At 58.4% G+C, this 23,797-nt stretch carries 24 protein-coding genes and 1 pseudogene; 7 read left to right on the forward strand and 18 right to left on the reverse strand.

All coding sequences use genetic code 11. The annotated features are described in order from the left end of the window. Positions 1-249, forward strand: a 249-nt coding sequence (locus I2I05_RS20670) for an integrase core domain-containing protein (RefSeq protein ID WP_196284170.1), incomplete at its 5' end; no start/stop codon positions are given. Between the two features lie 186 nt (positions 250-435). On the opposite strand, the gene I2I05_RS20675 is transcribed toward I2I05_RS20670, so the two are convergent. Further along, positions 436-3,096 (reverse strand): SBBP repeat-containing protein, encoded by a 2,661-nt coding sequence (locus tag I2I05_RS20675; protein ID WP_196284171.1) that lies wholly within the window; start codon positions 3,094-3,096, stop codon positions 436-438. Positions 3,097-3,523: 427 nt separating this feature from the next. Here I2I05_RS20675 and I2I05_RS20680 point away from each other — a divergent pair, with 427 nt between their 5' ends. Continuing rightward, positions 3,524-3,922 (forward strand): hypothetical protein, encoded by a 399-nt coding sequence (locus I2I05_RS20680; RefSeq protein WP_196284172.1) that lies wholly within the window; start codon positions 3,524-3,526, stop codon positions 3,920-3,922. 174 nt (positions 3,923-4,096) lie between these two features. Here the strand turns inward: I2I05_RS20680 and I2I05_RS20685 are convergent, their stop codons facing one another. Continuing rightward, positions 4,097-5,191: a sensor histidine kinase gene (locus I2I05_RS20685; RefSeq protein ID WP_196284173.1), complete on the reverse strand. Its 1,095-nt coding sequence runs from the start codon at positions 5,189-5,191 to the stop codon at positions 4,097-4,099. 114 nt (positions 5,192-5,305) lie between these two features. Here I2I05_RS20685 and I2I05_RS20690 point away from each other — a divergent pair, with 114 nt between their 5' ends. The 4 genes from I2I05_RS20690 to I2I05_RS20705 all read left to right on the forward strand — a co-directional run bounded on the left by I2I05_RS20690 (position 5,306) and on the right by I2I05_RS20705 (position 9,280). Next, entirely contained in the window at positions 5,306-5,572 is a 267-nt protein-coding gene (locus I2I05_RS20690) for a DUF92 domain-containing protein (RefSeq protein WP_196284174.1), read from the forward strand. 394 nt (positions 5,573-5,966) lie between these two features. Next, a complete protein-coding gene (locus tag I2I05_RS20695; protein WP_196284175.1) occupies positions 5,967-6,989 on the forward strand; it encodes a restriction endonuclease in 1,023 nt (340 codons plus the stop codon). A gap of 48 nt (positions 6,990-7,037) precedes the next feature. After that, positions 7,038-8,108: an NACHT domain-containing protein gene (locus I2I05_RS20700; RefSeq protein WP_262895192.1), complete on the forward strand. Its 1,071-nt coding sequence runs from the start codon at positions 7,038-7,040 to the stop codon at positions 8,106-8,108. Positions 8,109-8,230: 122 nt separating this feature from the next. Then, positions 8,231-9,280 carry a hypothetical protein gene (locus I2I05_RS20705; RefSeq protein ID WP_196284177.1) on the forward strand — a complete coding sequence of 350 codons (1,050 nt, stop codon included), beginning with the start codon at positions 8,231-8,233 and terminating at the stop codon, positions 9,278-9,280. A gap of 35 nt (positions 9,281-9,315) precedes the next feature. Here the strand turns inward: I2I05_RS20705 and I2I05_RS20710 are convergent, their stop codons facing one another. From I2I05_RS20710 to I2I05_RS20720, 3 genes are all read right to left on the reverse strand, one after another. Next, positions 9,316-9,846 carry a hypothetical protein gene (locus I2I05_RS20710; protein ID WP_196284178.1) on the reverse strand — a complete coding sequence of 177 codons (531 nt, stop codon included), beginning with the start codon at positions 9,844-9,846 and terminating at the stop codon, positions 9,316-9,318. 10 nt (positions 9,847-9,856) lie between these two features. Beyond that, positions 9,857-11,830, reverse strand: coding sequence for an ATP-binding protein (locus I2I05_RS20715; protein WP_196284179.1), 1,974 nt, complete (start codon positions 11,828-11,830; stop codon positions 9,857-9,859). Between the two features lie 71 nt (positions 11,831-11,901). Further along, entirely contained in the window at positions 11,902-12,864 is a 963-nt protein-coding gene (locus I2I05_RS20720) for a site-specific integrase (protein WP_230688453.1), read from the reverse strand. Between the two features lie 308 nt (positions 12,865-13,172). Here I2I05_RS20720 and I2I05_RS20725 point away from each other — a divergent pair, with 308 nt between their 5' ends. Beyond that, positions 13,173-14,294, forward strand: coding sequence for a Fic family protein (locus I2I05_RS20725; protein ID WP_196284180.1), 1,122 nt, complete (start codon positions 13,173-13,175; stop codon positions 14,292-14,294). Between the two features lie 287 nt (positions 14,295-14,581). Here the strand turns inward: I2I05_RS20725 and I2I05_RS20730 are convergent, their stop codons facing one another. The 13 genes and pseudogenes from I2I05_RS20730 to I2I05_RS22535 all read right to left on the reverse strand — a co-directional run bounded on the left by I2I05_RS20730 (position 14,582) and on the right by I2I05_RS22535 (position 23,797). After that, entirely contained in the window at positions 14,582-16,177 is a 1,596-nt protein-coding gene (locus I2I05_RS20730) for an amidase (protein ID WP_196284181.1), read from the reverse strand. Between the two features lie 85 nt (positions 16,178-16,262). Continuing rightward, a complete protein-coding gene (gene traN / locus I2I05_RS20735; protein ID WP_196284182.1) occupies positions 16,263-17,123 on the reverse strand; it encodes a conjugative transposon protein TraN in 861 nt (286 codons plus the stop codon). Positions 17,124-17,137: 14 nt separating this feature from the next. Then, positions 17,138-18,334 carry a conjugative transposon protein TraM gene (traM, locus tag I2I05_RS20740; RefSeq protein WP_196284183.1) on the reverse strand — a complete coding sequence of 399 codons (1,197 nt, stop codon included), beginning with the start codon at positions 18,332-18,334 and terminating at the stop codon, positions 17,138-17,140. Positions 18,335-18,346: 12 nt separating this feature from the next. Beyond that, a complete protein-coding gene (traK, locus tag I2I05_RS20745) occupies positions 18,347-18,961 on the reverse strand; it encodes a conjugative transposon protein TraK (protein WP_196284184.1) in 615 nt (204 codons plus the stop codon). 36 nt (positions 18,962-18,997) lie between these two features. Further along, positions 18,998-19,651 carry a hypothetical protein gene (locus tag I2I05_RS20750; protein WP_196284185.1) on the reverse strand — a complete coding sequence of 218 codons (654 nt, stop codon included), beginning with the start codon at positions 19,649-19,651 and terminating at the stop codon, positions 18,998-19,000. Positions 19,652-19,714: 63 nt separating this feature from the next. Continuing rightward, positions 19,715-20,110, reverse strand: coding sequence for a hypothetical protein (locus tag I2I05_RS20755; RefSeq protein WP_196284186.1), 396 nt, complete (start codon positions 20,108-20,110; stop codon positions 19,715-19,717). 42 nt (positions 20,111-20,152) lie between these two features. Further along, on the reverse strand, positions 20,153-20,599 hold the full coding sequence (locus I2I05_RS20760; RefSeq protein ID WP_196284187.1) for a hypothetical protein: 447 nt from the start codon (positions 20,597-20,599) through the stop codon (positions 20,153-20,155). A 40-nt stretch (positions 20,600-20,639) separates the two neighbouring features. After that, a complete protein-coding gene (locus I2I05_RS20765) occupies positions 20,640-21,125 on the reverse strand; it encodes a hypothetical protein (RefSeq protein WP_196284188.1) in 486 nt (161 codons plus the stop codon). Further along, a complete protein-coding gene (locus I2I05_RS20770) occupies positions 21,107-21,286 on the reverse strand; it encodes a hypothetical protein (RefSeq protein WP_196284189.1) in 180 nt (59 codons plus the stop codon). The genes I2I05_RS20765 and I2I05_RS20770 overlap by 19 nt, the downstream gene beginning before the upstream one ends. Before the next feature lie 29 nt (positions 21,287-21,315). Beyond that, positions 21,316-21,963: a hypothetical protein gene (locus tag I2I05_RS20775; protein WP_196284190.1), complete on the reverse strand. Its 648-nt coding sequence runs from the start codon at positions 21,961-21,963 to the stop codon at positions 21,316-21,318. Positions 21,964-21,993: 30 nt separating this feature from the next. After that, a complete protein-coding gene (locus I2I05_RS22525; RefSeq protein WP_317192389.1) occupies positions 21,994-22,746 on the reverse strand; it encodes a TraG family conjugative transposon ATPase in 753 nt (250 codons plus the stop codon). Continuing rightward, a pseudogene (locus I2I05_RS22530) lies at positions 22,725-23,429 on the reverse strand (TraG family conjugative transposon ATPase). The gene I2I05_RS22525 and the pseudogene I2I05_RS22530 overlap by 22 nt, the downstream one beginning before the upstream one ends. Beyond that, entirely contained in the window at positions 23,426-23,797 is a 372-nt protein-coding gene (locus tag I2I05_RS22535) for a hypothetical protein (RefSeq protein ID WP_230688454.1), read from the reverse strand. The pseudogene I2I05_RS22530 and the gene I2I05_RS22535 overlap by 4 nt, the downstream one beginning before the upstream one ends.

Here is a 23,797-nt window from a genome sequence, read left to right on the forward strand (position 1 = left end):
GGGGCGCGGCAAAGCATGAGCCGGCGGGGCAACTGCTACGATAATGCGCACGCTGAATCGTTTTGGAGCCGCTTCAAGGCCGAACTGCTCGACGGCGGTAGCTTCCCGGGATTAGCCGAAGCCAAGCTCGAAATCAGCCACCACATCGCCTATTACAACGCCGAACGACGACACTCCGCCCTCGGCTACTACTCGCCCAACCATTTTGAAACCCATATTCAAACAACGTCCCAACTCTGTCCGGCTTAGCTAGACCACCTCACTTCAAACAAAACTGAGCTGCCCTCGTGGCGGCCACCGCCACAAAGTATTGCCGAACCCGAGCCACACCCCAGAAAGCGAGCAAACCGCAATTGCCCTTCATTAAGGTGCGTTCGTTCATTTTAACGGTCGTTCCAACGGTCAGCCTCGTGAAAGCAAGGAAATACGACGCCCTTATTTCTGGATCGAAACGCGCAGCTGCTGCACCTGCGGACCGCTTTGCAGCCGCAGCAGGTAGATGCCCGCGCTGAGCACCTGCGCGTCCACGGGGACTTCGCGCAACTCGCCCGCGGGCAACAAGCCGGTGAAGAGCGCGCGCACCCGGCGCCCCTGCACGTCGAACAAATCGAGTTGCACCGGCTCCGTGCGGTTCGCTACGACCTGCACCCGGAACTGGCCGGTGCTGGGGTTCGGCGACGCCAGCAGCAAGGCGGGCCCCGCGGCAGCGGGGGCAGCGGAGCGCGTGGCAGCCCGTTGGGCCGGGGGGGAGGTGCTCACGTCGAGGGTGACCGTGCCGAGGGCGTAGAGAAGGGGCACGCAGGCTTCCAGCCCGCCGTACTCTACCACGTAACCGGCCGTGGTGCCCCCGCTGTTGCACGCATCCACGTCGTTCCAAAGGCCCGAGTTGCCGTAGAGCTGGCCGTAGTCTTCGCCGGGCCGCCACGGATTGGAATAGTCGTCGGGCTGGCCGGGCAGCCAGTGGGCATAGGCCGCGCCGCTGCCGGTGGTTCCGCCGCGCCCGACCCCCTGGCCCGCCTCCGGGCCCGTCTGCCAGCGCCACTCGCCTTCGGTCCCGGCATCGGACGCCCCAAACCAGTACGGGCCGTGCGCCCGGCCCACCAGGAAGTTTTTTTCGCCTTCCCCCGTGACGGTGGCCAGGTAGCCGGCCAGGCCCTGGTAGCGGCGGGCGGCCGCAGCAGCCTTGGCCGCGGCCCAGCACACGCCCGGGGCGGGAACAAACTCGTAATAATGCCCGGTGCCCGGGAAGGCCAGCACGGGGCCCGCCGCTTGCACCAGGTAGGTGAAGGTGGCCGGACCCACAAAGCCGGGCCAGGCGGTGTAGGTGAAGGTGCCGTCGGCGTTGCGCACCAGCGTGCCCGCGCTAGTCGGGCCCACGTGGGCCACCTGCAGCGGCCGCCCCAACGGGTCGGAATCATTGGCCAGCAGCTGGGCCGGAGCAAACGTGAGCGCGCCCGCGTCCACCCGGAGGCGGTCGGCCGCAGCCACGGGCTGGTGGGCCGTGGGGTTACAGGCCGGCGGCTCCGAAACCGCCGACTGGGAGTATTTGATGGTGGAAAAGTCGACGCCGCTGCTAAAGTCCGCGCCTTGGGAATCCCCGGTCACGTAGACATTGCCCGCCGGGTCCAGGGCCAGGGCGGCGGCGTTGTCGTTCCCGCTGCCAGCCGGCCCGTTGTAGCGGGCCGCCCAGAGCGGCTGGCCCGTGGGCGCGTACTTGACGGTCGCGTAGTCGGCGGCGGTGCCGGGGCCGCCGTCAGAACTTCCGGTCACGTACGCGTTGCCCGCCGCGTCGACCGCCAGGTCCTGGGCGACATCCGTGCCGTCGCCGGGCCCGTTGTAGCGGACCGTCCACAGCTCCTGCCCGTCGGCGGCGTACTTGGCCGTGATAAAGCCGCGGGGGGAGGCGGTCCCGAACGCGTACGAGCCGGTCACGAACACGTTGCCCGCGGCATCTACGGCCGTGGCGCGGGGGTAGGCTTCGCCGCGGGCCGTCCAAAGCGGCTGCCCGCTGGGGGCGTACTTGACCGTGACGTAGCCGGTCGACGCGTCGTCCCCCTCCACAAAGGAATACCCGCTCACGTAGGCGTTGCCCGCCGGGTCCACGGCCAGAACGCGGCCTTCGTCGTAGGCCTCGCCGGGCGAGTTGTAGCGGGCCACCCAGCGTTGCTGGCCCGTGGGCGCGTACTTGACCGTGGCAAACTCGCCGGAACTGGCCGTGCCGTCCCGGTACGAAATCCCCGTGACGTACACGTTGCCCGCCGCGTCCAGGGCCAGGGCCTGGGCGTAATCCCCCTGGTTGTCGGGGCTGTTGTAGCGGGCGTCCCAGAGCAGGTGGCCGGTCGGGGCGTACTTCACCGTGAGGTAATCGTAATCGCCGGCCGGCCGCGGGCCCTGGGCGTCGCCCGTTAGGTACGCATTGCCCGCCGCGTCGACGTGCAGTGCATAGAAGTTCGCGCCGTGGCCGTCCAAGCCGGGGTAGTGCGCGTCCCACAGCTGCTGGCCGGTGGGCGCGTACTTAACCAGCGCATTGCCGCCCGCCCCCAACCCGTTGGCCACCACGTAGGCGTTGCCCGCTGCGTCGACGCCGACGGCGATGCCGTACGGCGAAACCGCCTCGAGCCCGGTGTAGTAGGCCGCCCAGAGTGGCTGGCCGGTGGGCGCGTACTTGACGGTGAGCAGCTGGGCGTTCGGGCTGCCCGACCCCGCCGCCAGGCCCGTGACGAACACATTACCCGCGCCGTCGACGGCCACGTCCCGGGCCAGTTCGTAGCTGGCCGTCCGGGGCGGAACCGGCAGGTTGTAGCGCGCGACCCATTCCGGGGTGACGGGTTCCGCTCCCGCCGTCGCCCGGAGCGGCGCTGCTGCGGCTCGGGCCGTGGAAGACCCTGCCGGCCGCGGTACGAGGGGAGCGGCCGGGGAGGGCCGGGCCGTCTGCTGCCCCTGGTACGGGGCCGGACGGACGTCCCCGTGCCACGGAGTAGCTGGGTTTGCCAAGGGGGGGGACGTGCGGGTAGCAGCACGCGGTTGGGCGTAGGCCGTCCAGGCGAGCAGCAGACTCCCCGCGAGCAGCAGGGCTGGGGTAAGCGGTTGTTTCATGGCCAGGGAGCAGGAAAGTGGCGAAAGAAAGACCCGCCCAGCGGACATACGAGCGAGGAACTTGTGGCGGCAGCACTATCGCCGCGCTAAAAACCAACTGCTGTAAATATAAATAAACATATTTAAACAAAAAATGATTATAAATTGAATGGTGTGCAGTTTTTCCAATCAGCTGTTTTTCGGTTGCTCAGTCCCCGCTATTAAACACCAATGCGCCCTCCGAGCCCGGGAGTAACGGGTCCGTATCAGGCGAACTCCCCCCGGTAGAGGGGTCGACGGCGCAGCAAGTGCGTGGGTGGCCGTGAAGGCGGTGATTTCCTACCCTGTCCTGTAATGGTGGCCCGCACAGCCCTTTTTTGGAGCAACTCGCCCGGCGGTGACCGGGCAGCCCCTATCTTCCGGTACTGTTCGCCTGCCCGCTGTTTCCTTGTCCGCCCTCGCCTTTTACGACCTCGCCTACCACGCCGACCCGCCGCTGCTGCGGGGGCGGCACCTGCGGCCCTTGCGGGCGGAGGAGGTCACCGAAAGCTGCGAGTTGGTGCTGGCCGCGGCCCGGCGGCGGGATTGCGCCGGCTGGTTGCTCGACGGACGCGCCACCCCCTACGGCCAACCGCCCGCCCTGCGCCACTGGCTGCGGGAAGACTACTGGCCGCGGGTCCAGGCCGCCTTGGGGCGCCCCGTGCGCGTGGCCTTTCTCGTCACCCCGGCCGTGCGGCTGGAGCTGGACCGGTTGGGCTACGAGCAGGCAGAAGCCCTGCCGCTGGGGGTGGGGCACGTGGGGTGGTTCCTCGAGGAGGAGGACGCCCTGGCGTGGCTGGCCCCGTAGCGGCGGCCTTTGCCCGGCTGCAGCCGACGCCCGGCCGACAGTCGAGGGCACCCGGGCGCTTAGAAGCAGTCAGGCGCATCCCCTGCGCGTTTCGACTTCATCGGCCAGTAGCACCAAGCCAGGGTTCATGCAACTGGTTCGCGACGTGACCAGAAGCCTTTCGCGTAGGGGTCGTTAAGCCGGTCCTTCCAGGGGCAAGTCCACGCGAAAGGTCGTGCCCTGGCCTTCCCGGCTTTCCACGTGGAGGGTGCCGCCGTGGCCGTGGGAGATGATGTCGTGCGCGAGCGAGAGGCCCAGGCCCGTGCCCTCGCCCGGGGGCTTGGTGGTGAAGAAAGGCTGGAAGATTTTTGCCTTAACGGCCGCGCTCATACCCGGGCCGTTGTCGGCAATGCGGATTTCGACGCCGTCCGGCCCGGCGCGGGTGTGCACCTGCACTTCGGGGCGGTAGCCGGCCTCGCCCGCCTGCTGGCGCTGGCGCACGGCGTAGAAGGCGTTGGTGAGCAGGTTGATAAGTACCCGGCCCAGGTCCTGGGGCACCACCGCCACCAAGGGCAGGGCCGGGTCCAGGGCGGTGGTCAGGTGGGCGCGGAAGTCGCGGTCTTTGGCCCGTAGGCCCTGGTAGGCCAAGCGCAGGCTTTCGGCCACCAGCGCGTTGAGCGGAGTGGGAACGCGCTGGCCGGTGCCGGCGCGCGCGTGCTCGAGCATGCCCGCGATGATGGCCGTGGCCCGCTGCCCGTGCTGGCTGATTTCGCGCAGGTTCTGCTTCAGCCCGGCCAACAGGTCGCCCTCCAGCCCGGCGGCGTGGTCGCCACCGTCGGGGCGGGTGCCGCCCATCTCGTCCACCAGCCCGGTGCTGACCTCGGCAAAGATCTTCATGAAGGTGAGCGGGTTCTGCAGTTCGTGGGCGATGCCGGCCGTGAGCTCGCCCAAAAAGGTTATTTTCTCCTGCTGCACCAACTGGGCCTGGGCAGCCCGCAGGTCGGCCAGCGACTGCTCGAGCTGGGCGGTGCGCTCCCAGAGCAGGCCGTTTTGCGCGCTCATGCTGCGCAGCGCGGTGGTGTTGATCTGGTCGAACACCAGCGCCACCACCAGCAAAATCAGCATGAGCCCGGCCAGGATGTCGAGGTGCCAGAACTGGGCCTTGTCGACCGGCACCCGGTTGGGAAACACGTAGTGCCGCTGCTCCAGCCCCCAAAAGGCGAGGGCCGTGGCCAGGCCCAAGCCGAAGAACAGCAGCCCCGCCCGGCGGCCCAGCAGGAAGGTGCCCATCACGCCGCACAGCGCCAGCCACCAAGTCGTGGCCGCATATTAGCCGCCCTGATACGCCGAGTTGACCACCACGGTGAGGTAGCCAATGAACACGAACGCGTAGCCCAGCGCGACGTGTGGGGCGAGAACGGGGTCGTCAGCCTGGAAGGAACGCTGTTGGGCTTGCTGGGAAGCGCCGTGGTGGCCGCGGCGTATTGTGCGAGCGTGGGCTGGGGCCCGGCCTTCGGGTGGCTGCTGCTGGCCGGTACCGTCGGCAACCTGGCCGACTCGGTCCTCGGCGCCACGCTCGAGCGCCGGGGCTACGTAGGAAATAACGGGGTCAATGCCGCCAACACCCTGGTGGGCGCCCTTGCCGTAGCGGCCGTGACTGCCTGGACTTAGTACCGATAATAGTTCATTGTCGGTACTGAGTTTTTACGGTTTGTTTTGGCCCGCTATCGCTTAGTGTCCTACTCGATGGGCGTGACCTTCTGGCAGCTGCGCAGGCGCAGGCCGCTCCAGCAGAAGGTGAGCTAGACGTGGGTTAGACATTTTTTGATGACCCGCTCAGTGAGCAGCTGGCAGGTTACTTCCATGGGCACGGGCGGCTGTTCGCCCAAGCAACGGTACAAGAGGGCGCGCCGTCCGCAGCTAGGTTATTTAGGCGGAGCTGGTGGGTGATTATAATGTTAGAATGCCAAAATGAAGGACAAAGTTTGAACTGTGTAAAACACGGCCTGAAGATGTTGTATGACTCATTACCTTGCACAGATTCTACCCTTGATAAAAATAACACATGAAATCTGCCATTACCATTCGTTTGCTTAGCACCACTACCAACCATAAAGGGGATTTATTCACTCGCTTGATGGATGATTTGTTCTTTGCGCTCGGCTACGAGGACATTCAACATGACGTTGCCAAGTCAGGGCGTGAGATTGATGTGCAAGGCAAGCACAGAACCGAACCCCGGCTGTTGCGCGCTGAATGCAAGGCTCATAAAAAGACTATGGGAGGAGCAGAGGTTAGCAAGTTTCGTGGCGCACTGCGAGCTGAACAAATTAAAGCTGGCAAAAAAGCAATGATGGACTATTTCATTTCTCTTGGGGGATTTACAGAGAGTGCTGTTGAACAAGAAAATGAACTTGGGGATGAAGGAATCATCTTGGTAAATGCCCCGCAAATAGTTGCACATTTAGAAAGAAGCCATGTATTGGTTAGCAATAAGAATGCGGCAGACCAAGCAGGCCGATGCGTGAGCTATGCAGGGGTTGATAATGATGTTGTAATCGAAAGCATTGAATTGCTTGGGCATGAGATTGGATACCTTAAGGCTGTTTACTACTCCCATAATAAGAAAACGACTCATTTTGCTCTGGTTCACGCTGATGGTACTCCTTTGGCAGCCGATATAGCCCAAGCTGTTATTGATGATGACAAAACAGGCGGTGGTGAACTACATAAACTTCAATATCTGGCACCTGCGCCATTGGAACAAGACCGACGTGTGGCAAGAACTTCTGCTCTTGAACATTATCGTCGTTGGATTGGGGAAGAATGTGGCTTTATCCAACTTGATGGGTTACCCATTGATGAAAAGCTAAGCCAAAAGAAATTGACCTTAGAAAAGCTCTTTGTCCCCTTAAGAGCTATCATTCCGCGTGAAATAGATTCTGCTGGTTCAGAAAACGACAAACAGCAACATAATCTATTTCACGAGGGAGTTATAATCCCAATTGGGCAGCTCTTGAGCAGTAGAAGACACGTAGCACTCTTAGCCGCGCCTGGTGGTGGTAAGAGTACACTTATGAAGCGGTAAGCTACTGCATATGCCTTCAGTGAACGGCGCGCCGATATCGATGACAAACTGCCCGATGAAGACTGGCTACCGCTCTTTTTGCGTTGTAGAACGCTTGGTGACCGTACTGCTGACCCTGTTCTGAAACTTTTGGAAGAAATTGCAGTGCAGACAAGTATGCCAGCGCAAGAAGCAGATGCGTTCCGAGGAGTAGTACATGAAAGACTACGCAGTGGCAAAGTGTTACTACTCATAGACGGCTTGGATGAAATACCTGATGAAGGAGGGCGCAAAAGCTTTGCGAACAACCTGCGAACATTCTTGGCCCTGTTTCCGCAAATAGCAATGGTGGTTACATCAAGGGAGGCAGGATTCCGGGTTGTCGCTGGCGTAATTGCCAGTACTTGTCAGCAGGCAAAACTTGCCCCTCTACAAGTGGCTGACATAAGATATCTGTGCGAACAGTGGCATGTAGAGGTTGTGAGGGACTCACCTCAGGTGCGCGAAGAGGCCCAAAAACTAGCTAATGATATCTGCAACAACCACAACATTTTTACTCTAGCTCAAAACCCATTACTACTGACCACGCTTTTGGTGGTAAAACGCAGCATCGGTGAATTGCCTACAAACAGGGCTGCCTTATATGCAGAAGCAGTTAAGCTACTAGTTAAAACTTGGAATATCGAGGGTTTTAATGCCTTAAATGAAAAGGAGGCATTAGCGCAGCTATCATATGTAGCGTGCGCCATGATGGAAAAAAACATTAAGCAAATTCCGCATGCTGAACTTCTAAATCTTTTACAGGAATCTCGCGAAGTATTAGCAGCGGAGCTACAGTACATCCGAATGTCGCCGGAGGAATTCGTCGAACAGGTAGAGTACCGTAGTAGCTTACTTATGCTTTCAGGCCGTAAAATGGTGGAAGGGGAGTTACAGCCACTATACGAATTCCGGCATCTAACTTTTCAGGAATATCTCGCGGCTCGGGGATATGTGAAAAAACAGCATCCGCGAAGGACTCAACGCCTCTCCCTCTTAGAGTTATTAGAGCCTAAGTTTGGCGACCATACGTGGCGTGAAGTAATTCCACTGGCTGCCGTTTTAGCCGAGCTTGATGCAGAGCCTCTTTTGAAAGGTTGACATCCGCTTCTGCAGAAGGAATACCAAATGAGGAAATCGGCCTACTTGAATCTCCCTCAAGGAGCTGTGTTAATAATCTGATTCAGTGCATACTTGATGAGGTAACAATCTCTCCTGTAGTTATGACTGCCGCTCTAACCCAGCTTGGACAACTTGGTTTGGAAATTACTATAAGCGATGATTGGCTGCTGCTTTTGCGTGGCAGGTCTGGAAAATTATTTCAGGAAATTGTTGAGCAGGGGTTCATTAGCGGAGAAGATGGTTGGGAAGATTATAGTGAGGTATTACAAAAAATAGCCATTTTAGACATTACAGGTGTTGATCCTGATGTGTTTATGTATGATGAGGAGGAGTATAATGATGAAGCCGATGAGGAATATGTAGAGGATGAAAATGATAGTCCAGTTGCTTTTCAATTCGAAATCGATACTGATTACGTGCAACTTATCATTGCCGCATTGGAAGAAAAGAATGGAATGCAACGAATAAAAGCGGCGCTATCTCTCATGTCTCTAATGTACAATCTTACAGCCCCGGCTTTTATTGAAGAATTTGTTGATAAAGAGCCAGTGTTTGCTGTACTCACTTCCCAATCACCCAAGATTCGTGCTTTATTGGAAGAAATGATTTTGTCAGGTCATGAACCCACTATGTATGCAGGGGCTTGGGCGATGGCATGGGGCGCGGGTGGACTACAGCTATTCGGTCTAACTCCTACTCCTGTTCAGGTGCTTATCAACATGTTTCACGCTTGGCGTTCAGCGAAATCTACTGAAACAGCTCGATTGGTGGCTTGGGCATTGCAAGAACAGCCTTTGTTGGAACGAGATGCATTAACCCGTAAAGGGATGGATGGAAAGGATTATACTGAATTCCTCCTAAGCAAAATGCCTGATGTTAGTCCCCGTTCCATTGATACTAATTCAAAATCGGTGCTAATGATGGCATGGTATCTTGGTTCCCCTTGGAATGATGAAGAGTTAGCAGATTTAATAGGTCAAGTGTATGAATCGAGTGAACGCAGAGCATCCGATATGGGAGTTGTTCGGAATACAGAGTTGAAGCGTTCGGCTGAATTACTACTTGAGCTTGGCGAGCCAGGAAAACGAGTTTTAGCTGAACGGGCTAAGAGATTAGCAAAACCTGTAAAAGTGGCGAAGCGAATAGCCTAAAAAAGCCCCTTGCTTGAGAGCAAGGGGCTTTTTTCTTAGCTAATAGGTGTTGCGGTAAGTTTAATGCTCAGCCCTGAGTTGGACCCTGCCGGCATCCCCGGCCCACGTTGGCTTCCGTCTAGACTATTCCTGATGATAAGAAGCACGCGCTTTGGGTCTTCCAATTTGCCTTCTATCAACTCGGAATCCTTACGGTGAACCTCTGAATCCTTGGCCCTGTATACCTGCACCATGTGCCCATCTTGAATGGCGCGGTGGCAGACACCCCGCATGTAGAACGCATTGAACTCGCCCTCCGCAAATGTGATAGCCGCATTTTCGGGTATTTTGCGCGTTACGGCTCCGCGTTTTTCATGAGTGTTAAAGCAACCGTGCTGCTGGAGCGCAACAGCTAGGGTTGCTCCGGTGCCACTGGTGACGGCATCCCGCAGCAATTGCGGGTACAGCTTGGTGCCCGTATCATTGAACCGCTTACTGAAGTTGAGCTGACTGGCCTTTATAGCCTGGTCCACTTCGATGAGCATATACTTGCGAGTATTTTCGTCGAGGTCTTTAAAATCAAACATTACTCTGGCGTTAGAACGCTTTGGGAAAATCCTTGGGTAAGTACTGCTGGTACTTATTCCTAAGCAGGCTCATACATTCTTCATTGTCAGTAAGATTGATGTTGAGTTTCTGCTGTATATACTCATATTTGGTTCTGGCCACGCCAATGATATCAGACCAGCGAAGTACATGGACGTCAATATTATCACCAGAATAAACGTGGCCATAGTCTCGGTCTTTAGGAGCCATAATCATTTCTAAATCCGACTTGACATCACGTACTAAGAGAATGAAATGCCATGAATGGTGGGCCTTCGAAAATCGTGGGTCAGCATTAACTGAACGGGCATAATCCATAATCTGCCCGTATTCAACCATGCCTCCGTCAACCGTAGGACGTTTGAGCTCAACAACTAGATTCGAAAAATAGCCGTGTTTCCCGCCATTGAATTGACGCCACAAGCAAACGTCGGGAATACGAGTAAGGCCGGAATTATCACCGCTTTCAACAACGTCTTCAAAATCCGTGCGGCCAAGCTTTTCCAAGTGGGCTAGAAGCAGGTTTTTTAGATTGATATCGTCGGCTCCATAAGTGTAGTCGTCACCAAAAATCCAGGTTTCCTGAACGACAATCTTGTGAAGGTTTCTCCTCTCAAGAACGTTTTTGCTCACCTCTTTATCATAAATGAGGTGTTCTAATGCACGAAGAAACTTTAGCCGGTTGGTCACCTCCTTCATCGTGTCGATGACATTGGAAAGCGGAGTTTCGTCTAGCAGTTCTGCCAGTTCCTGGCGTCTTGCTTCTGGCAACTCAATCACTTCTGTCAGTATTCTTCGGAGTGAAGTGGTATCATTCTCAAGTGCCTCCTTTATAAGAGAAAGAGTCAGTTGTTTGCCTTTCTTGTCTTGGTCATTAAAGGAGGGCAAAAACTCATTTACTTGGAGCGCTACGATATCGAATACCTGCCGGGAGGCGCGTTCGACTTCGGTCGTTGCTTCTTCCTTGTAAGGGTAGATATGTTCGCTTTTGAGGTTATCAATAAACTCCTGGGCTCTCTGATGCAGACGCTCACGGGCGTACCGCCGGCCATAGTTCTTAGCGGCGGTTATGGCATCATGAAGTGTTGGGTCAAGTTCACCCATATCGAGACGGTTCTCCAATTGGAGGCGGTCAATATATGGGGAGCTGATAACTATACAGATTGGGAGGCCGGGGCGAATACCTGCTGGTATATCGCGGTAGGTCACCCCGTTACGATTACATAGGTAGATTTTGCGATGGCAATCAAAATTCCACTCTACAACCTGAATGTTAAAGTTATAATCCCGGTTGCCAGCGTCCTGAAAGTATTTGTCCTCAGATTCTGTGTTTCGGATAAGGCCTCGGAAATTGAGGTCGTCGTTGCCTACCACGATTTTAAAATCTGGGTAGGTCATGCTGTAAATGGCGAATTTCTCGGTTATCTCATCAAGCGAAGTCTTTGTGAATAACTTTGAGACTACGTTCTGATTGAGGGCCTTAATGACTACTCGGAAGCCCGTTGCCTGTGAGCCATTGTCTAAAATAACGGCATCATGAACTATCGGGCGGTCTATGATTTCGCGATGCAAGTCAATAGCGAACGTCCGGGCCAGTCCGTCATCACCTAAATAAGTGCTTTGGAAAGATACATGGCTACCTAAAGCGAGGGCTTTATAGCGTCCTCTTCCTTCTTTGCCATGATAAGAGCGTTGACCAGGGCTAACAGGAGAGTTTCGCTTTTGGGAACCCCCAATGGATTCGAACACACTTAGTGCCTCGCGACGAGACAGGCCATGTCCGTTATCCTCAATAATTAGAGTGTCCCAAGCACCCAGTTGCGATTTTTCTGTCAGGATATGGATGTGAGTCGCATCTGCATCGAGTGCATTCCAAATCAGTTCAGACAAAGCGTTCACGCCATTGGCCCTAGTTAAGGAGTCAAGGTGGTCTCGCTGTACTTTAGTGAGTAGCTGGGTGGACATTGTTTGGTAATTTAATTCTGACGGTTATATGCCGCCCTCAGCAGGCTGAGCATTTACTCCTTGGCCTCCAGCTATAGCCCAAGTTTCTGGGCAGCGTTGTGCTGACGCACGTTGTCAAGGCGGGTGTAGCGTCTAATCATTTCACTTGTCTTGTGCTTGGTCTGGTTCATCACCTCTGAATCATCAGCCCCGGCTAGCTTCGCTACAGTTACAAATGAAGCACGTAAAGAGTGAGCAGAGTACTTGGGGCCCAAATACCGCTGCACAATCAAGTTTAGGTGCTTGTCCGTCAACCGCCGTTCGGTCAAACGCTCGCCCTTACGAAAGGACACAAACACGGGCCCTGTAGTACGGTCCAGCCGCTTTATCCAAGCTTCCAAGGTGCGAATTGGACACAGCTTAAAATCCGGGGAATAGAAAATGGCTTTCTCCTCAGCCGCGCTGTACTGGTTGGTTTTGCTCTTGGCCAAATTCACAATCAATCCTTCTTCCGAAAAGGAAAGGTCTTCAATATTCAGCGCCGCTAATTCCGAACGACGAAAAGCCCCGGTAAATCCTAGTAGTAAAATAACCCGGTCCCGCAGACCCGCCAGCGTTTTGCCATCGATGCTTTTCACGGTCCGCTTAAAGTTCGCCAGTGTAAATGCCGGGGCCTGTTTTTGCCGCACGCCCTTAACCCGGGCTATGCCTTCCATCAGCACCTTAAACTTCTTGTCGTCCGTGGGCGAGTCCAGCCCGCGCAGCACATGGGCCTTGGCCACGGCGGCACAGTGCCGCTGAATGGTCGCTACTTTCTTATCTGTCTCGGCCAAGTGGGTCACGAATCCCGCTAGCGTCTCGACTGATGCTGGCAGCGGTTCCAGTCCGTGCTCGGCGCACCAAAGCCCAAAGCGTTTCCAATCCCCGGCATACGCTTTCACCGTGTTGGCCGCGCCGCTCAGTCCGGCCTCGACGTAGCGCGAGGTATGCTCAGCCAGCTGCGCCAGAGCGGCCGACGTGTTACCAGGAATCGAGAGTTCGGACGACTTTTCCATGCGACCTATATATAAAGGAGTAAAACGCGCCTTTGACTGCCAAATATAACCAGAATGTTTAAGGGGCGATAAGAGAAGGTTATCGGACCTTAAATTTATAATGGTGGGTAACTCCCCCTTCCTATTGTTTGATGAGGCCTGGAGCCAGGCAAACATTAAATAAGGCCTTGTTTTACTGTTTGGTACAGCCTGTCGGGTGGTTCGTGAGGTCTAAAGCCTGGTAGACATTAAATGATGTATCTTGTTGATGTCTACTCGTGGCGTGGTAGGTTTGTGCAATCAATCACCTGACTGCCTCCCGAACTCAGATGAGCTATCCCGTAAACCCGGATCGTAACAAGCCCTGGAATGGCCTGCCGGAATTACCATTGGAGCCGGAACTAGTGGAGACCGTCGAAATCCTGAGCCAGCTGGTGAAGGCCCGGGCTGCGCTGGGGCGGCTACAGGGCCGCAGCGCGGTGATTCCCAATCAAGGCCTGCTCATTAACAGCATCAGCCTACAGGAAGCCAAGGCCTCGAGCGCCATTGAGAACATCTTCACGACCGACGACGAACTCTATAAAGCCTACAGCGAACAAGTCCTGGATGCGGGCGCAGGTGCCCCCAAAGAAGTGCTGCGCTACCGCGAGGCCCTCTGGCACGGGCATGAATATCTCCAGGGCCGGCCGGCCTTTGACCTGGAATATTTTCCGCAGATGTACCGGCAAATCACGCAGGCCACTGACGGTATTCGTCCGCCTGCTGCGCAGATCTACATCAAGCAAGGCGGCTCCGGGCCTAATGCTGGCAAGGCAGTCTACACCCCTCCCCGCGGGGCTGGCATCCTGGAGGCGAAGCTGGCCAACCTGCTCGACTTCATGAACGACGACGAGCGCTACCCCCTGGACCCGGTGTTGAAGATGGCCATTGGCCATTTTCAATTCGAAGCCATTCACCCCTTTCGCGACGGTAACGGGCGCAGCGGCCGGGTGTTCAACATCCACTACCTCGCCCACAAGGGGCTGCTAGATTACCCCATTCTGTTCCTGAGTCGCTACATCATGGACCACAAGGCGGACTACTACGCCTTGCTGGCGGGAGTGTCGCAGCGGGGAGACTGGAAGTCGTGGTTGCTGTACATGCTGCGAGCCGTGGAAAGCACCGCCAACTTGACCTATGACAAAATCAACGACCTGATGGCCGCCAAAGACGCCATTCTGCAGGCGGTAATCAGCGATACGCAGATAGAGCGGCCCGAGCAGCTGGTCAATAGCCTCTTTATCCAGCCTTTTACCAAGGTGAAGCACCTGACCGATGCGCGGTTGTACGTCGAGAACACGGCCCGCAAGTACCTGAACCAGTTGGTGGACATGCGGATTCTGGGCAAGAAAGTTATTGCCGGGCATCACTACTACCTGAACCTGGAGCTCCACCGCATCCTAAGCGAATAGTTCGGGTGCACAAAGGCCAGTGACAAGGCGGCGATGCATGTTGCCCAAACGCAACAAATAGGACATATTTGGTCACATTTGATGCGTCTGCACAACATAAGGTAGTAGGCCCTCTCGGAGATGTTATCCTGTGCAAGCCGGGAAGCAGCGCTCCCCCTGGCCCCTGGCCGTCAACTACCTTTACAAAACGCAGCGCCTTTATTTAGGCACACACTCGTAAAGGGCTGTGCGCGAACAGGAAACAAACAGCAGCATAAAGGGACGCAGGTGGTGGGGTATTCCGTTGCTTACTTAACCGGACCCTTCGCGGGCAGGGCGGGAAAACGGGCGGGCGCCTGGCGGTGGTGCGTGGCCTGCTCATACGCATAGGTGTATTTTATCAGCGTAGCCTCATCAAAGGAGCGGCCCAGAAACTGCAGGCCCGCCGGCAGCTGCTCGTAGGTGAAGCCCATGGGCACGGTGAAGGCCGGCTGCCCGGTGTGCGGGGCAATCAACTGGCTGTTATCGCCCTGATAGCCCTTGAAATCACCGATTCTGGCGGGTGGGTTGTTCCAGGTGGGGTACACAAGAGCGCCCACCTGATATTGGTCCATGACGGCCGTCACCGCCTGCCGGAAGGCGATGCGACGGGGGGCGGTATACGCCTCGCCGCAGCCCGCCTGGCTGTCCCTGGGGCGGACCCCGTGCGCGAGCTCGTCCTGCAGGTTTTCTTTGATGTAAGGCGAATACGTGCCCGAGGCCAGCACCTGGTCGATGTTTTGCACGGGTGAGCGCGGACCCAGGGCGGCCAGGTACTGGTTGATGTCGTGCTTGAATACCGAGCACCACTGATCAGCACTTACCTGGTCAAAGGCCGGGATTTCCACGTCCACCACCGTCGCGCCCGCCCGGCGTAAATCAGCGACGGCCCGCTCGAACAGTGCCTTCACCTGGGGGTCGGGGCTGCGCTCACTCAGCGTGCGCAGCACGCCGATGCGGGCACCCTGCAGGCCCTTCGGATCCAGAGAGGCTTGGTAGCCCTGAGTTGGCCGCTTGCCCGCCCCGTAAGTGGTGAGCGCATCAGCGGGGTCCGGCCCGGTGGCCATCACCTCGAGCAGCCGGGTGGCGTCGGCCACCGAGCGGGCCATGGGACCCCCGGTGTCGTTACGCAGGTACAGCGGTGCAATGCCCGCCCGGCTCAGCAACCCCAGGGTGGGCCGGAAGCCGACCAGGGCCGTGTGCGACGAGGGCCCCCGGATGGAGTTGCCGGTGTCCGTGCCCAGGCCTGCCGTGCCAAAGCTCGCGGCTACCGCAGCTGCCGTTCCCCCGCTCGAACCCGCCGGCACGTGCGCCAGATTGTAGGGGTTGCGGGTCTCCCCCGCCAGGGAGCTGATGCTCACCATGGGACTGAACGCCCACTCGGCCATGTTAGACTTGGCCAGCACGATGGCCCCGGCGGCTTTGAGGGCGTTGACCACGGTAGCGTCCGTGTCGGGCGCAAAGCCTTTGAGGGCCCGCGAGCCGGCCGCCGTCTGCAAGCCGGCCGTGTTGAAGTTATCCTTCACGATCAGGGCTGTGCAGTGCAGGGGCCGCAGCTGGCCGGTGCGGCGGTATTCCGCGTCGAGCTGCCGGGCCGTTTCCACCGCACTCGGGTTCAACACGACGATGGCATTGAGCTTGGTGAGCTGGTCGTAGGCAGCGATGCGGGCCTGGTAGGCGAGCACGAGCTGCTCGCAGGTGCAGCTGCCCTCCCGCAGGGCCTGCTGCACCTCGGCGATGGAAGCTTCCGTGACTTCAAAAGGAGGGCGCGCGGCATGGTGCTCCCTTGTTGACTGACTGCCGCAACCGGTAGCCAGGAACGCGCAGAAGAGGGCAAGAAGCAGGGAAGTAGCTCTGGTAAGCATGTCTGGGCGTGAGGAAGAAAAGCCGGGGCAGCTAAGCGTGCCGGGAAGAGGCCGAAAAATAGGGCTTTTCTAACGCGTTTCCCGGTTATAAGGAACGTGCTTTCAGCAGGTCAGCATTTGAGAGTATCAGCTTAAGATGGCGACCCCCGCCTTTTTCGTACACTTCGATAATGAGCTGCTTCTGCTCCGGGATGGTGAACTTCTTGAAGATGTACACCTGCTCGAGCTTGCCCCGGGACTCAATCTTCCTGGCCGCACCCTGGTAGACATAAATGGGGGTGATCTCCAATGCCTGCTCGGCCGTGCGCTTGGCTACCTGCTTATCCTGGATGTAGAACTTCACGAAGTCCACGTCATAGGTCACATTGGACTTATTGGCCAGGTGGAGCGGGAAAAACAACGTTTCCTGCTTGTAGCCCACGCTGCCGGCGCGCACGCTCAGCTGATTAGCGCTCTCACTGGCTGAAGTGCCACCGGCTGACAGGACCTCTCGGGAATAAGCATCCAGGTTGCCCTGCGGGATAGGCGAGTTCGATAGTATGGCTGCTCCCTGAGGCGATGAGGTGGACCCCGCCGCACCCAGGTCGAGGCTGAGCACCTTCGGGTCGTGCTGGTAGTTTACTACGAAGGAATAAAGCTTGCCGTCCGAGGTGAGCACCGTCATGTTCGACTCCGGAAAACCAGCCGAGGCCGCTTTCACGCGCACGATGTTCTCCGCACCGGTGGCTTTGGCCGCAATCAAACCCGAGCTTCCCAGGTCGACATAAGTGACCGGGAAAGGAAACACGAGGTGGGTGGTTTTCTGGTCGCTGATGTAAAGCGGGTAGGTCGGCAGCTTGTTGGCTTCCGAGTACTGCAGCATCCGGGCAGCCGAGGTTTGAGCCTGCGTGGGCGCGCCGCCCAATGACAGAACGAGGGCGCCGGTGGCAAAGAGGGTGATTTTCATAAAGGGGGGTGGGGTTATTCCTTGTCTACTTTGAGCATCACCTGGTAGCCGGCCTTGAGGCGAACCTTGACCAGACGGAGTTTTTTCTGGCCGAGGCCCTTGACCGCGCTTACTGCCACGCCCGCGGCGGCCAGGGCCGGGTCTGCGCTCAGGGTCATCATATCGGCCGCACCCAGCCCTTCCGCGCCCGCCTGTTTCGCAGCGTCGCGGGTGATGGCGCCCGGAATGTGCAGGCCTTCCAGCCCATCCACGTCGTACACTTCCAGAGCGGCGGGAAAGACGCTGTTGCCGGATTTGAGCGTTTCGATGGCGATGCTAAGACGCTCGCCTGCCAGGCTGCACTTACCGTAGATGAAGGTATTAGCCGGCAACTGATGGCCGTTGATGACGGCTGACTCCGTGAGCCGCATTTTCACCAGCGAGCCACTGACTACTTCCTGCGACTCGTGGATGACTGCTGGCAGGGTGTTAGCATCTCCACCCGTCCCGGTTTCCGAGTCAAATCCCTGAAACGACGCCGTCCGCCGACGTCTCGGACCACTAGAGCCCAGGCGGGATACGACGGCGTCCTCATCAATGGCGCGGAGCCTGGTCGAGGTCTTTTTCTTCTTGGGAGCTGCTGCCACAGTCCGCGGTGCCGCGCTGCTGGCACTGCTGGACTGAGCCAGCAGCGCCGCCATCTGTGCCTGAGCCTGGGCCTCTGACAGCTCCCGCTCGTGCTGAGAGCGCATGAGCTGCATCTGCTCTTCGGGAGTAAGGGTCCCCGGCTGAGGTGCCGGCTGCGCAGTAGTATTAGCAACTCCCCCGTTTAGTTGCGCCTGCTGCGCGGCAATCAGCTGCTGCTGCGCTGCCGCCACTGACCGGTCCACCGAGCCGTTCGGGCCGGGCTTGCCATCGGCACCCACAGCATAAGAGAGTCCATTTCCGGTGGCCGTATCCACGCGGGCGTCCACCAAGCCCCGGTTGCGCAGGGTATCTACGGGACTGGCATAGGCTTCCAGCTTACTAGCAGTGATAGAAGCCTGCTCGGCCTTGGGCAGGTTGGTGTTGAAGCCGGACTCGGTGTTTTGCGCCTGGGCCGGCGTGCCCGTGCCGCCCCCGCTCAGGTAGAACATCACGGCCAGGAAGGGCACCCCCACCACGGGCAGGAAGGTGGCCATCTGGCGGGTCCGATAAAATTGCGCGTCGCGCGCGGTGGTTGCGGTTGCCATAACGGGTCGTAATTAGCGGGGGAGCGTCGTCAGGTCCTCGTTCCGGAGCACCCGCCAGTTCTCCATCAGAAAACCGTGGGGGTTGTTTTCCGAGCGCGTCACGTCCCGCAGGGAACACTCGGAAAGGAAGTTGCGGGTGGTGACCGAGGTGGCCCGGATCACCTGCTGGTGGCCGTAGCACCGGGCGACCAAGGGCCGGGAGTCGGTGATGACCACGCTGTCCACGCTCATCTCCAGGCTGATGTTGGCGGCAATCAGGTCGTTGTAAAACCCTTTCTCCTTGAAGTTCTCATACTGCCGTTTGGCCGAGTTGTCGGCCAGATACAAAGCCTTGTCCACGTTGCTGGCGATGGCTTTCTGGTCGGGGTCGAGCGCGAAAAACAGCTCGTGGAAGCGGGTAACGTGGCTGCGGGCCTCCACCGGCCGGTTGGCCCGCGCATCCCGGGAGCCGGCGGTGAGCAGCTGCCCCCCCTCCAGCACGTAGATGCGTTGCGCAGCGGCGTTCGTGGTTTGAAAAGCGAAGTAGGCGATGGTGCCGGCCAGCAGCAGCACGGCCAGGATAAAGACCAGCGCCAGGGTTTTGACCTGCTGAAAGGCCGAATCTATGGATTTCAGGGATGCGAACATGAGCGTCGGAATGGGTGAGAGAAGAGGACGAGCCGTCTAGCCCCGCAGGCGGTTGAAGCGCTCCCGCACGGCCGTGCCGGCCCGGTAACCCAGCGACTCCCCGCGGGTCATGCTGCCCGTGCCAGCCGTGCCGGCCAGGCCCTGGCCTGCTCCGACCGCGGTGCCCAGGGCATCCGCCCCGGTCCGCAGTCCGGCCCCACCCAGCGCGCCGGCGACCCCGGCCGTGCTGACAGTTGAAGTAGTGATAAACCGCGTGGCGGCCCGCCCGATGTCGGAGCCTTCAATGAGCATATCCGCCGCTTTGGGCACGAACAAGTAGCCTGCGATGGCTAGCACCAGCAAGCACAGGTAGCCGATGTCCGCCGACTCCACGCTGCCGCCGGCCTGCAGCTGCGCAATGTTGCTGTGGAGCATGGTCACCTGCACGTGCGCGAGCACCGCGGCGTAGATGTTAGCCACCGGCACCCACAGGGAGATGGTGAGGAAGTAGCCAAACCATTTCATGAGCCCACCCCCGAAGCCCGGGATGATGGCAATGCCGAAGGCCAGTGGTCCGGCCACGCTGAGCAGCACCAGCAGGAAAGTAGAGATAAGGCTGATGGCCAGCTTCGCGGCCAGGGCGCCCAGTTCCAGGATGGATTTCGTCCATTCGCGGAAGTTCTGGCCCACCGAGTACTGCACCTGGTTCATCGCCAAGCTGGCTTTCTGGCCTATATCCAGAGCTCCCAGCTTACCCAATTCTCGCTCGTACTCCTAATTGATGACCATGTCCGACTTGGCCTTGGCAACCGCAGCGAGTCGGTCCCGCTCGGTTGTCAACCGATTCACTTCCGTCAGTTGCCCTAGGCGAATGGCATCGGTGCCGTGGGCCACGACCATGGTGATGCCGCGCAGTCCCGCACACAGGGGCACGAAGAATAGAATGGCTAGGCCGATAGCAAACGGACGCAGCAAGGGAAACAGGTCGATGGGCTCCGCGCGGGCGATGTTGACCCATACCCGGCTACTGATGAACAACAGGGCTCCGATGCCGCCAATGGCGCGGCCCAGGTTGATAAACTGCGCGGTAAACGTGAGCATCTCCGTGTATATGCCTTCGAGCTTTTGCTCATAAAGGGCCATGTTGAGGTCAATGGAAGTTGGGTCCATGGAGAAGGCTATTGGTAGATAAGGGAATCGGCTGGCGCGAGGCTATTGAGGCAGGTAGTGCTCGTTGTGAATGCCGGCTAACTGTTTCTCACCCCGCGACAATAGGCTAGCCTGTTTTTCGCCGAACTCCCCTACCAGAGTTATCTGGGTTGGCTCTTGTGCTTTGCCCTCGTCGAGTTGGTCCAGTGCAGTTAGGTTGGCCTGGCTCTGCTCGATGAGGAAGTTAAAATGTTCGGTGGACTTCTTCGTCCGCGCCGGACTTAGCTTCTCAAACCCTTTCAGCGTGCTGAGCTGCGCGACGTACTCCTTTTGCATAACCAGCAACTGCTCGTGCTGCTGGCGGATGGTGGCCACCCGTGGGTCGGGGTTGCTATCGGTTGCTGCGGTTGCAGTTGCTGGGAGAGTGGTCGTGGCCGCGTCGGTAGTTGATTCTGAGTTACAGCCAGCCAACAAGAGCCCGGAGGCTACCAGAATGAGGTAATGTTTCATAGTCGGAAGGAAAAGGGAGTGAATAATGAGCACGCCGCCCCTACCGGGCGGACATGAAGGCGCGCATGGATTCGCGGTCCTGGGCTTGCTGGGCCTGCTGCTGCGCAATGGCCCGGCACTTGCTGCTGAAGTAGTTCATCCGGTTGTGCTGCTCGCCGATGCGGTCGGCGATGTTGTCGATGAACTCGATGCGCTCCGGGTCGGTCATCTTGGCCCGGCCCGCGCTGAGCACGCCGGCCAGCTCGCCCAGCAGGGCGATGTTTTCCTGCAGCAGGCCCTGGTAGACCCGCGAAGCTTCGCCCAGCTGCGCGGGTGACAGGTTCTTGGTGCGCAGCTCCGGGATGACGGCCGAGAACTGACTTATCATCGCGCTTTGGTGCGCGTAGATTTCGCGCACCCGCCGGTAGTTGCGCACCCCCGCGCTGATTTGCAGCAGGCTGCTGTACCACTGGTCGTGGAGCTGCTGGGTCTTGTCAATGACGCCCTTTATCTGACCGCTCACCGTTTTCAGGTCGCCGGCCAGCACCTTGCCTGCCCCAGCAGCGTCGTGGAGATGCCCTGGTGCACGACCTGCTTGCGGGACTGGTCTTCGGCAATGGGCGCCGAGATAACCGCTGGCAGTTGCACCAGGGCCGGGCGGGCCAGAACAGATAAGGCGGTAGCAAGTAAGGAGGTCCACGCTTTCATGGCAACAGTTGGTAGAAGTGGAAAGGTGACTAACGGGCGCCCATCAGGGCGTTGAGCGCTTGGGTGTCCTGCGCTCGTTGCTCCGCCAAGTGCATCTGCACGAGGTTGCGTTGGGTGTAGTAGTTGATGAGGCCCAGTTGGTCGCTGATTTTCACATCAAGCTTATCGATGAAGCGCATCCGCTCCGCGTCGGTCATCTGGAGCATGGCCGGGCTGACGATGGCTTGCAGGTCCGAGAGCGTGTTGGCACTTTCGGTCAGCATCCGGGTGTAAGTGGCCGTCATGCCCGACAGCTGTTCCGGCCGGATGTAGGGGGACTGCCGCAGGGTTTCGATGGCCGTCGAATAGGTCTGGATGATGCGTCCCTGCTTCTCGAACACGGACTGCACGCGCCGGTAGGTGCGTACGGCGGCGCTGACCTGCAACAGGCCGTCGTACCAGGTCTTGGCCAGCTGCAGGTTCTTTTCCGAAAAGACTTTGGTGAGCTCCTGCTCTTTCACGCCGGCTTTGACCAGCACGTTGGCCGCCGAGGAAAGGCCCTTCATGGTGTTTTGCAGGCCGGTTTGCACCCCCGATTGCACTTCCAGGACGGGAGCCGTCACCACGAGCTGCGCGGCTGCCTTGGATACGCTGAAGCAGAATATGGCTAAGCCTAACAGAGGGATTCTGGTTTTCATGATGTTGACCTTTAGTTAAAATCAGCCGCCCTACCCTTCCCGCAGCTCGTTGGCGAAAAGCTTGATGGCCGTGGGCATGTCGCCGGTCTGCCGGAACTTCTCGAACAGCCGCACTTTCTCGGTTTCCTCGGTGGTGTAGGTCACGTATTCTTCCTTGGAAACCTCGATGGCGTACACCGTGGACACGACCCCGCCCAGGCTGATGAATACTTCTGTATAGCGGCCCCGGGCGGCCTTGTTGTCGCGGTTGATGCTCAGCACCAGGTCCTTTTCCTTGGGCGTGAGCGAGAGCAGCGCTTGTATCTCATCGAAGCGGTTGCTGAACTTGCGCTGGTCGAGCAGAATCTTGCAGTCCGAGTTGTTGATGATGGCGTCCTTGACAATTTCGTTGCCGATGATGTCGTCAATCTCCTGAGTGACGACGATGGCCTCGCCGAAGAACTTGCGCACCGTCTTGAAGAGATACTTGATGTAGGCGGCCATACCGGGCGTAGTCAGCGCCTTCCAGGCCTCCTCAATCAGTATCATCTTGCGCACCCCCTTGAGCTTGCGCATCTTGGAGACGAAGGTTTCCATGATGATGAGCGTGACCACCGGAAACAGGATGGGGTGGTCCTTGATGTTGTCGAGCTCGAAGACGATAAAAGGGGACTGCACCAAATCCAACTCCTTTTCCGAATTGAGCAGGTAGTCGTACTCCCCGCCCCGGTAGTAGGGCCCGAGCACGTAGAGGAAATTGTCGAGGTCGAAGTCCTTCTCCCTCACCTTTTCCTCCTCCAGCACCCGCCGATACGGGCCTTTAGCCGATACGGGCCTTTAACAAACTCGTAGAACGTGTTGAAAATAGGCTGGATATGCGCGTTGGCTTCGAGCATTACATAGTACAGGCTCACGGCCGTGGAGAGCGACACGTACTCCGACTGGCTCACTGCTTCGTCGTCCTTTTTCCAAAGCGCCTGCAGCAGCGTTTTGATGGATTCCTTCTTTTCCACGTCGAGCTTGCCCGAAATCAGGAAGGGGTTGAAGGCAATCGGGTCGTCTTCCTCGTAGGTGAAATACACCCCGCCCACCAGTTCGCAGAGCCCTTTTTAGGAGTTGCCGGTGTCCACGAGCAGCACGTGGGCGCCCTGCTCGTAGTACTGGCGCACCATGTGGTTCGTAAAAAACGACTTGCCCGAGCCCGAGGGGCCGAGCACGAACTTGTTGCGGTTGAAGATGATTTGCCGCTTCATGGGCTCGTCGGAGAGGTCCACCAGCACGGGCTTGCCGGTGAGCCGGTCGGAGAGCTTGACGCCCTTGGTGGCCCCGGTGCTGCGGTAGTTGGTTTCGCAGGCCCAGAAGCAGACGGCCTGCTCGATGAAGGTGTAAAAGATCTCTTCGCTCGGGAAGTCGCCGGCGTTGCCCGGGATGCCGCCCCAGTAGAGGGCGGCAATGTCGACCGTGTTCTGCCGGGGCTTGCAGTTCATGGCGTTGAAGGCGGCCGGCGCTTGTGGGCAATCAGCTCGTTGAGAAAGGCGTTGTAGTACTCGAAGTTGATGGCGTTCTGCCGCGAGTAGAGCGAGAGGGAGTTGAGCCGGTCCTTCTTCTGCTCGAAGGTTTTGACCGTCTTCTGGCTGTTGTCCAGGAACACGTACTGGTTCAGGATGTGGTTGGTGCCCAGCAGCAAACCCAGCGGGGCGGCGAAGCTGATGGGAAAGTCGGAGTGCTCGGTGCTGTAGGGCTCGTAGCGGATGTCCGTTTCCACCGCGGTAGGCAAGTCGTCGAGGTTGGCCACCGAGAACATCTGGCAGAACTCCGCGCCTACTTTCAGGCCGTTGGTCAAGTCCAGGTCCAC

This window comes from Hymenobacter jeongseonensis (genome assembly GCF_015694725.1).
GTDB lineage: Bacteria > Bacteroidota > Bacteroidia > Cytophagales > Hymenobacteraceae > Hymenobacter > Hymenobacter jeongseonensis.

Coding starts and splice junctions, on each gene's coding strand:
- I2I05_RS20675 (WP_196284171.1), bottom strand. CDS start 3,096: ATGAAACAACCGCTTACCCCAGCCCTGCTGCTCGCGGGGAGTCTGCTG.
- I2I05_RS20685 (WP_196284173.1), bottom strand. CDS start 5,191: ATGGGCACCTTCCTGCTGGGCCGCCGGGCGGGGCTGCTGTTCTTCGGC.
- I2I05_RS20695 (WP_196284175.1), top strand. CDS start 5,967: ATGAAATCTGCCATTACCATTCGTTTGCTTAGCACCACTACCAACCAT.
- I2I05_RS20705 (WP_196284177.1), top strand. CDS start 8,231: ATGACTGCCGCTCTAACCCAGCTTGGACAACTTGGTTTGGAAATTACT.
- I2I05_RS20710 (WP_196284178.1), bottom strand. CDS start 9,846: ATGTTTGATTTTAAAGACCTCGACGAAAATACTCGCAAGTATATGCTC.
- I2I05_RS20715 (WP_196284179.1), bottom strand. CDS start 11,830: ATGTCCACCCAGCTACTCACTAAAGTACAGCGAGACCACCTTGACTCC.
- I2I05_RS20720 (WP_230688453.1), bottom strand. CDS start 12,864: ATGGAAAAGTCGTCCGAACTCTCGATTCCTGGTAACACGTCGGCCGCT.
- I2I05_RS20725 (WP_196284180.1), top strand. CDS start 13,173: ATGAGCTATCCCGTAAACCCGGATCGTAACAAGCCCTGGAATGGCCTG.
- I2I05_RS20730 (WP_196284181.1), bottom strand. CDS start 16,177: ATGCTTACCAGAGCTACTTCCCTGCTTCTTGCCCTCTTCTGCGCGTTC.
- traN (WP_196284182.1), bottom strand. CDS start 17,123: ATGAAAATCACCCTCTTTGCCACCGGCGCCCTCGTTCTGTCATTGGGC.
- traM (WP_196284183.1), bottom strand. CDS start 18,334: ATGGCAACCGCAACCACCGCGCGCGACGCGCAATTTTATCGGACCCGC.
- traK (WP_196284184.1), bottom strand. CDS start 18,961: ATGTTCGCATCCCTGAAATCCATAGATTCGGCCTTTCAGCAGGTCAAA.
- I2I05_RS20750 (WP_196284185.1), bottom strand. CDS start 19,651: ATGAACCAGGTGCAGTACTCGGTGGGCCAGAACTTCCGCGAATGGACG.
- I2I05_RS20755 (WP_196284186.1), bottom strand. CDS start 20,110: ATGGACCCAACTTCCATTGACCTCAACATGGCCCTTTATGAGCAAAAG.
- I2I05_RS20760 (WP_196284187.1), bottom strand. CDS start 20,599: ATGAAACATTACCTCATTCTGGTAGCCTCCGGGCTCTTGTTGGCTGGC.
- I2I05_RS20770 (WP_196284189.1), bottom strand. CDS start 21,286: ATGAAAGCGTGGACCTCCTTACTTGCTACCGCCTTATCTGTTCTGGCC.
- I2I05_RS20775 (WP_196284190.1), bottom strand. CDS start 21,963: ATGAAAACCAGAATCCCTCTGTTAGGCTTAGCCATATTCTGCTTCAGC.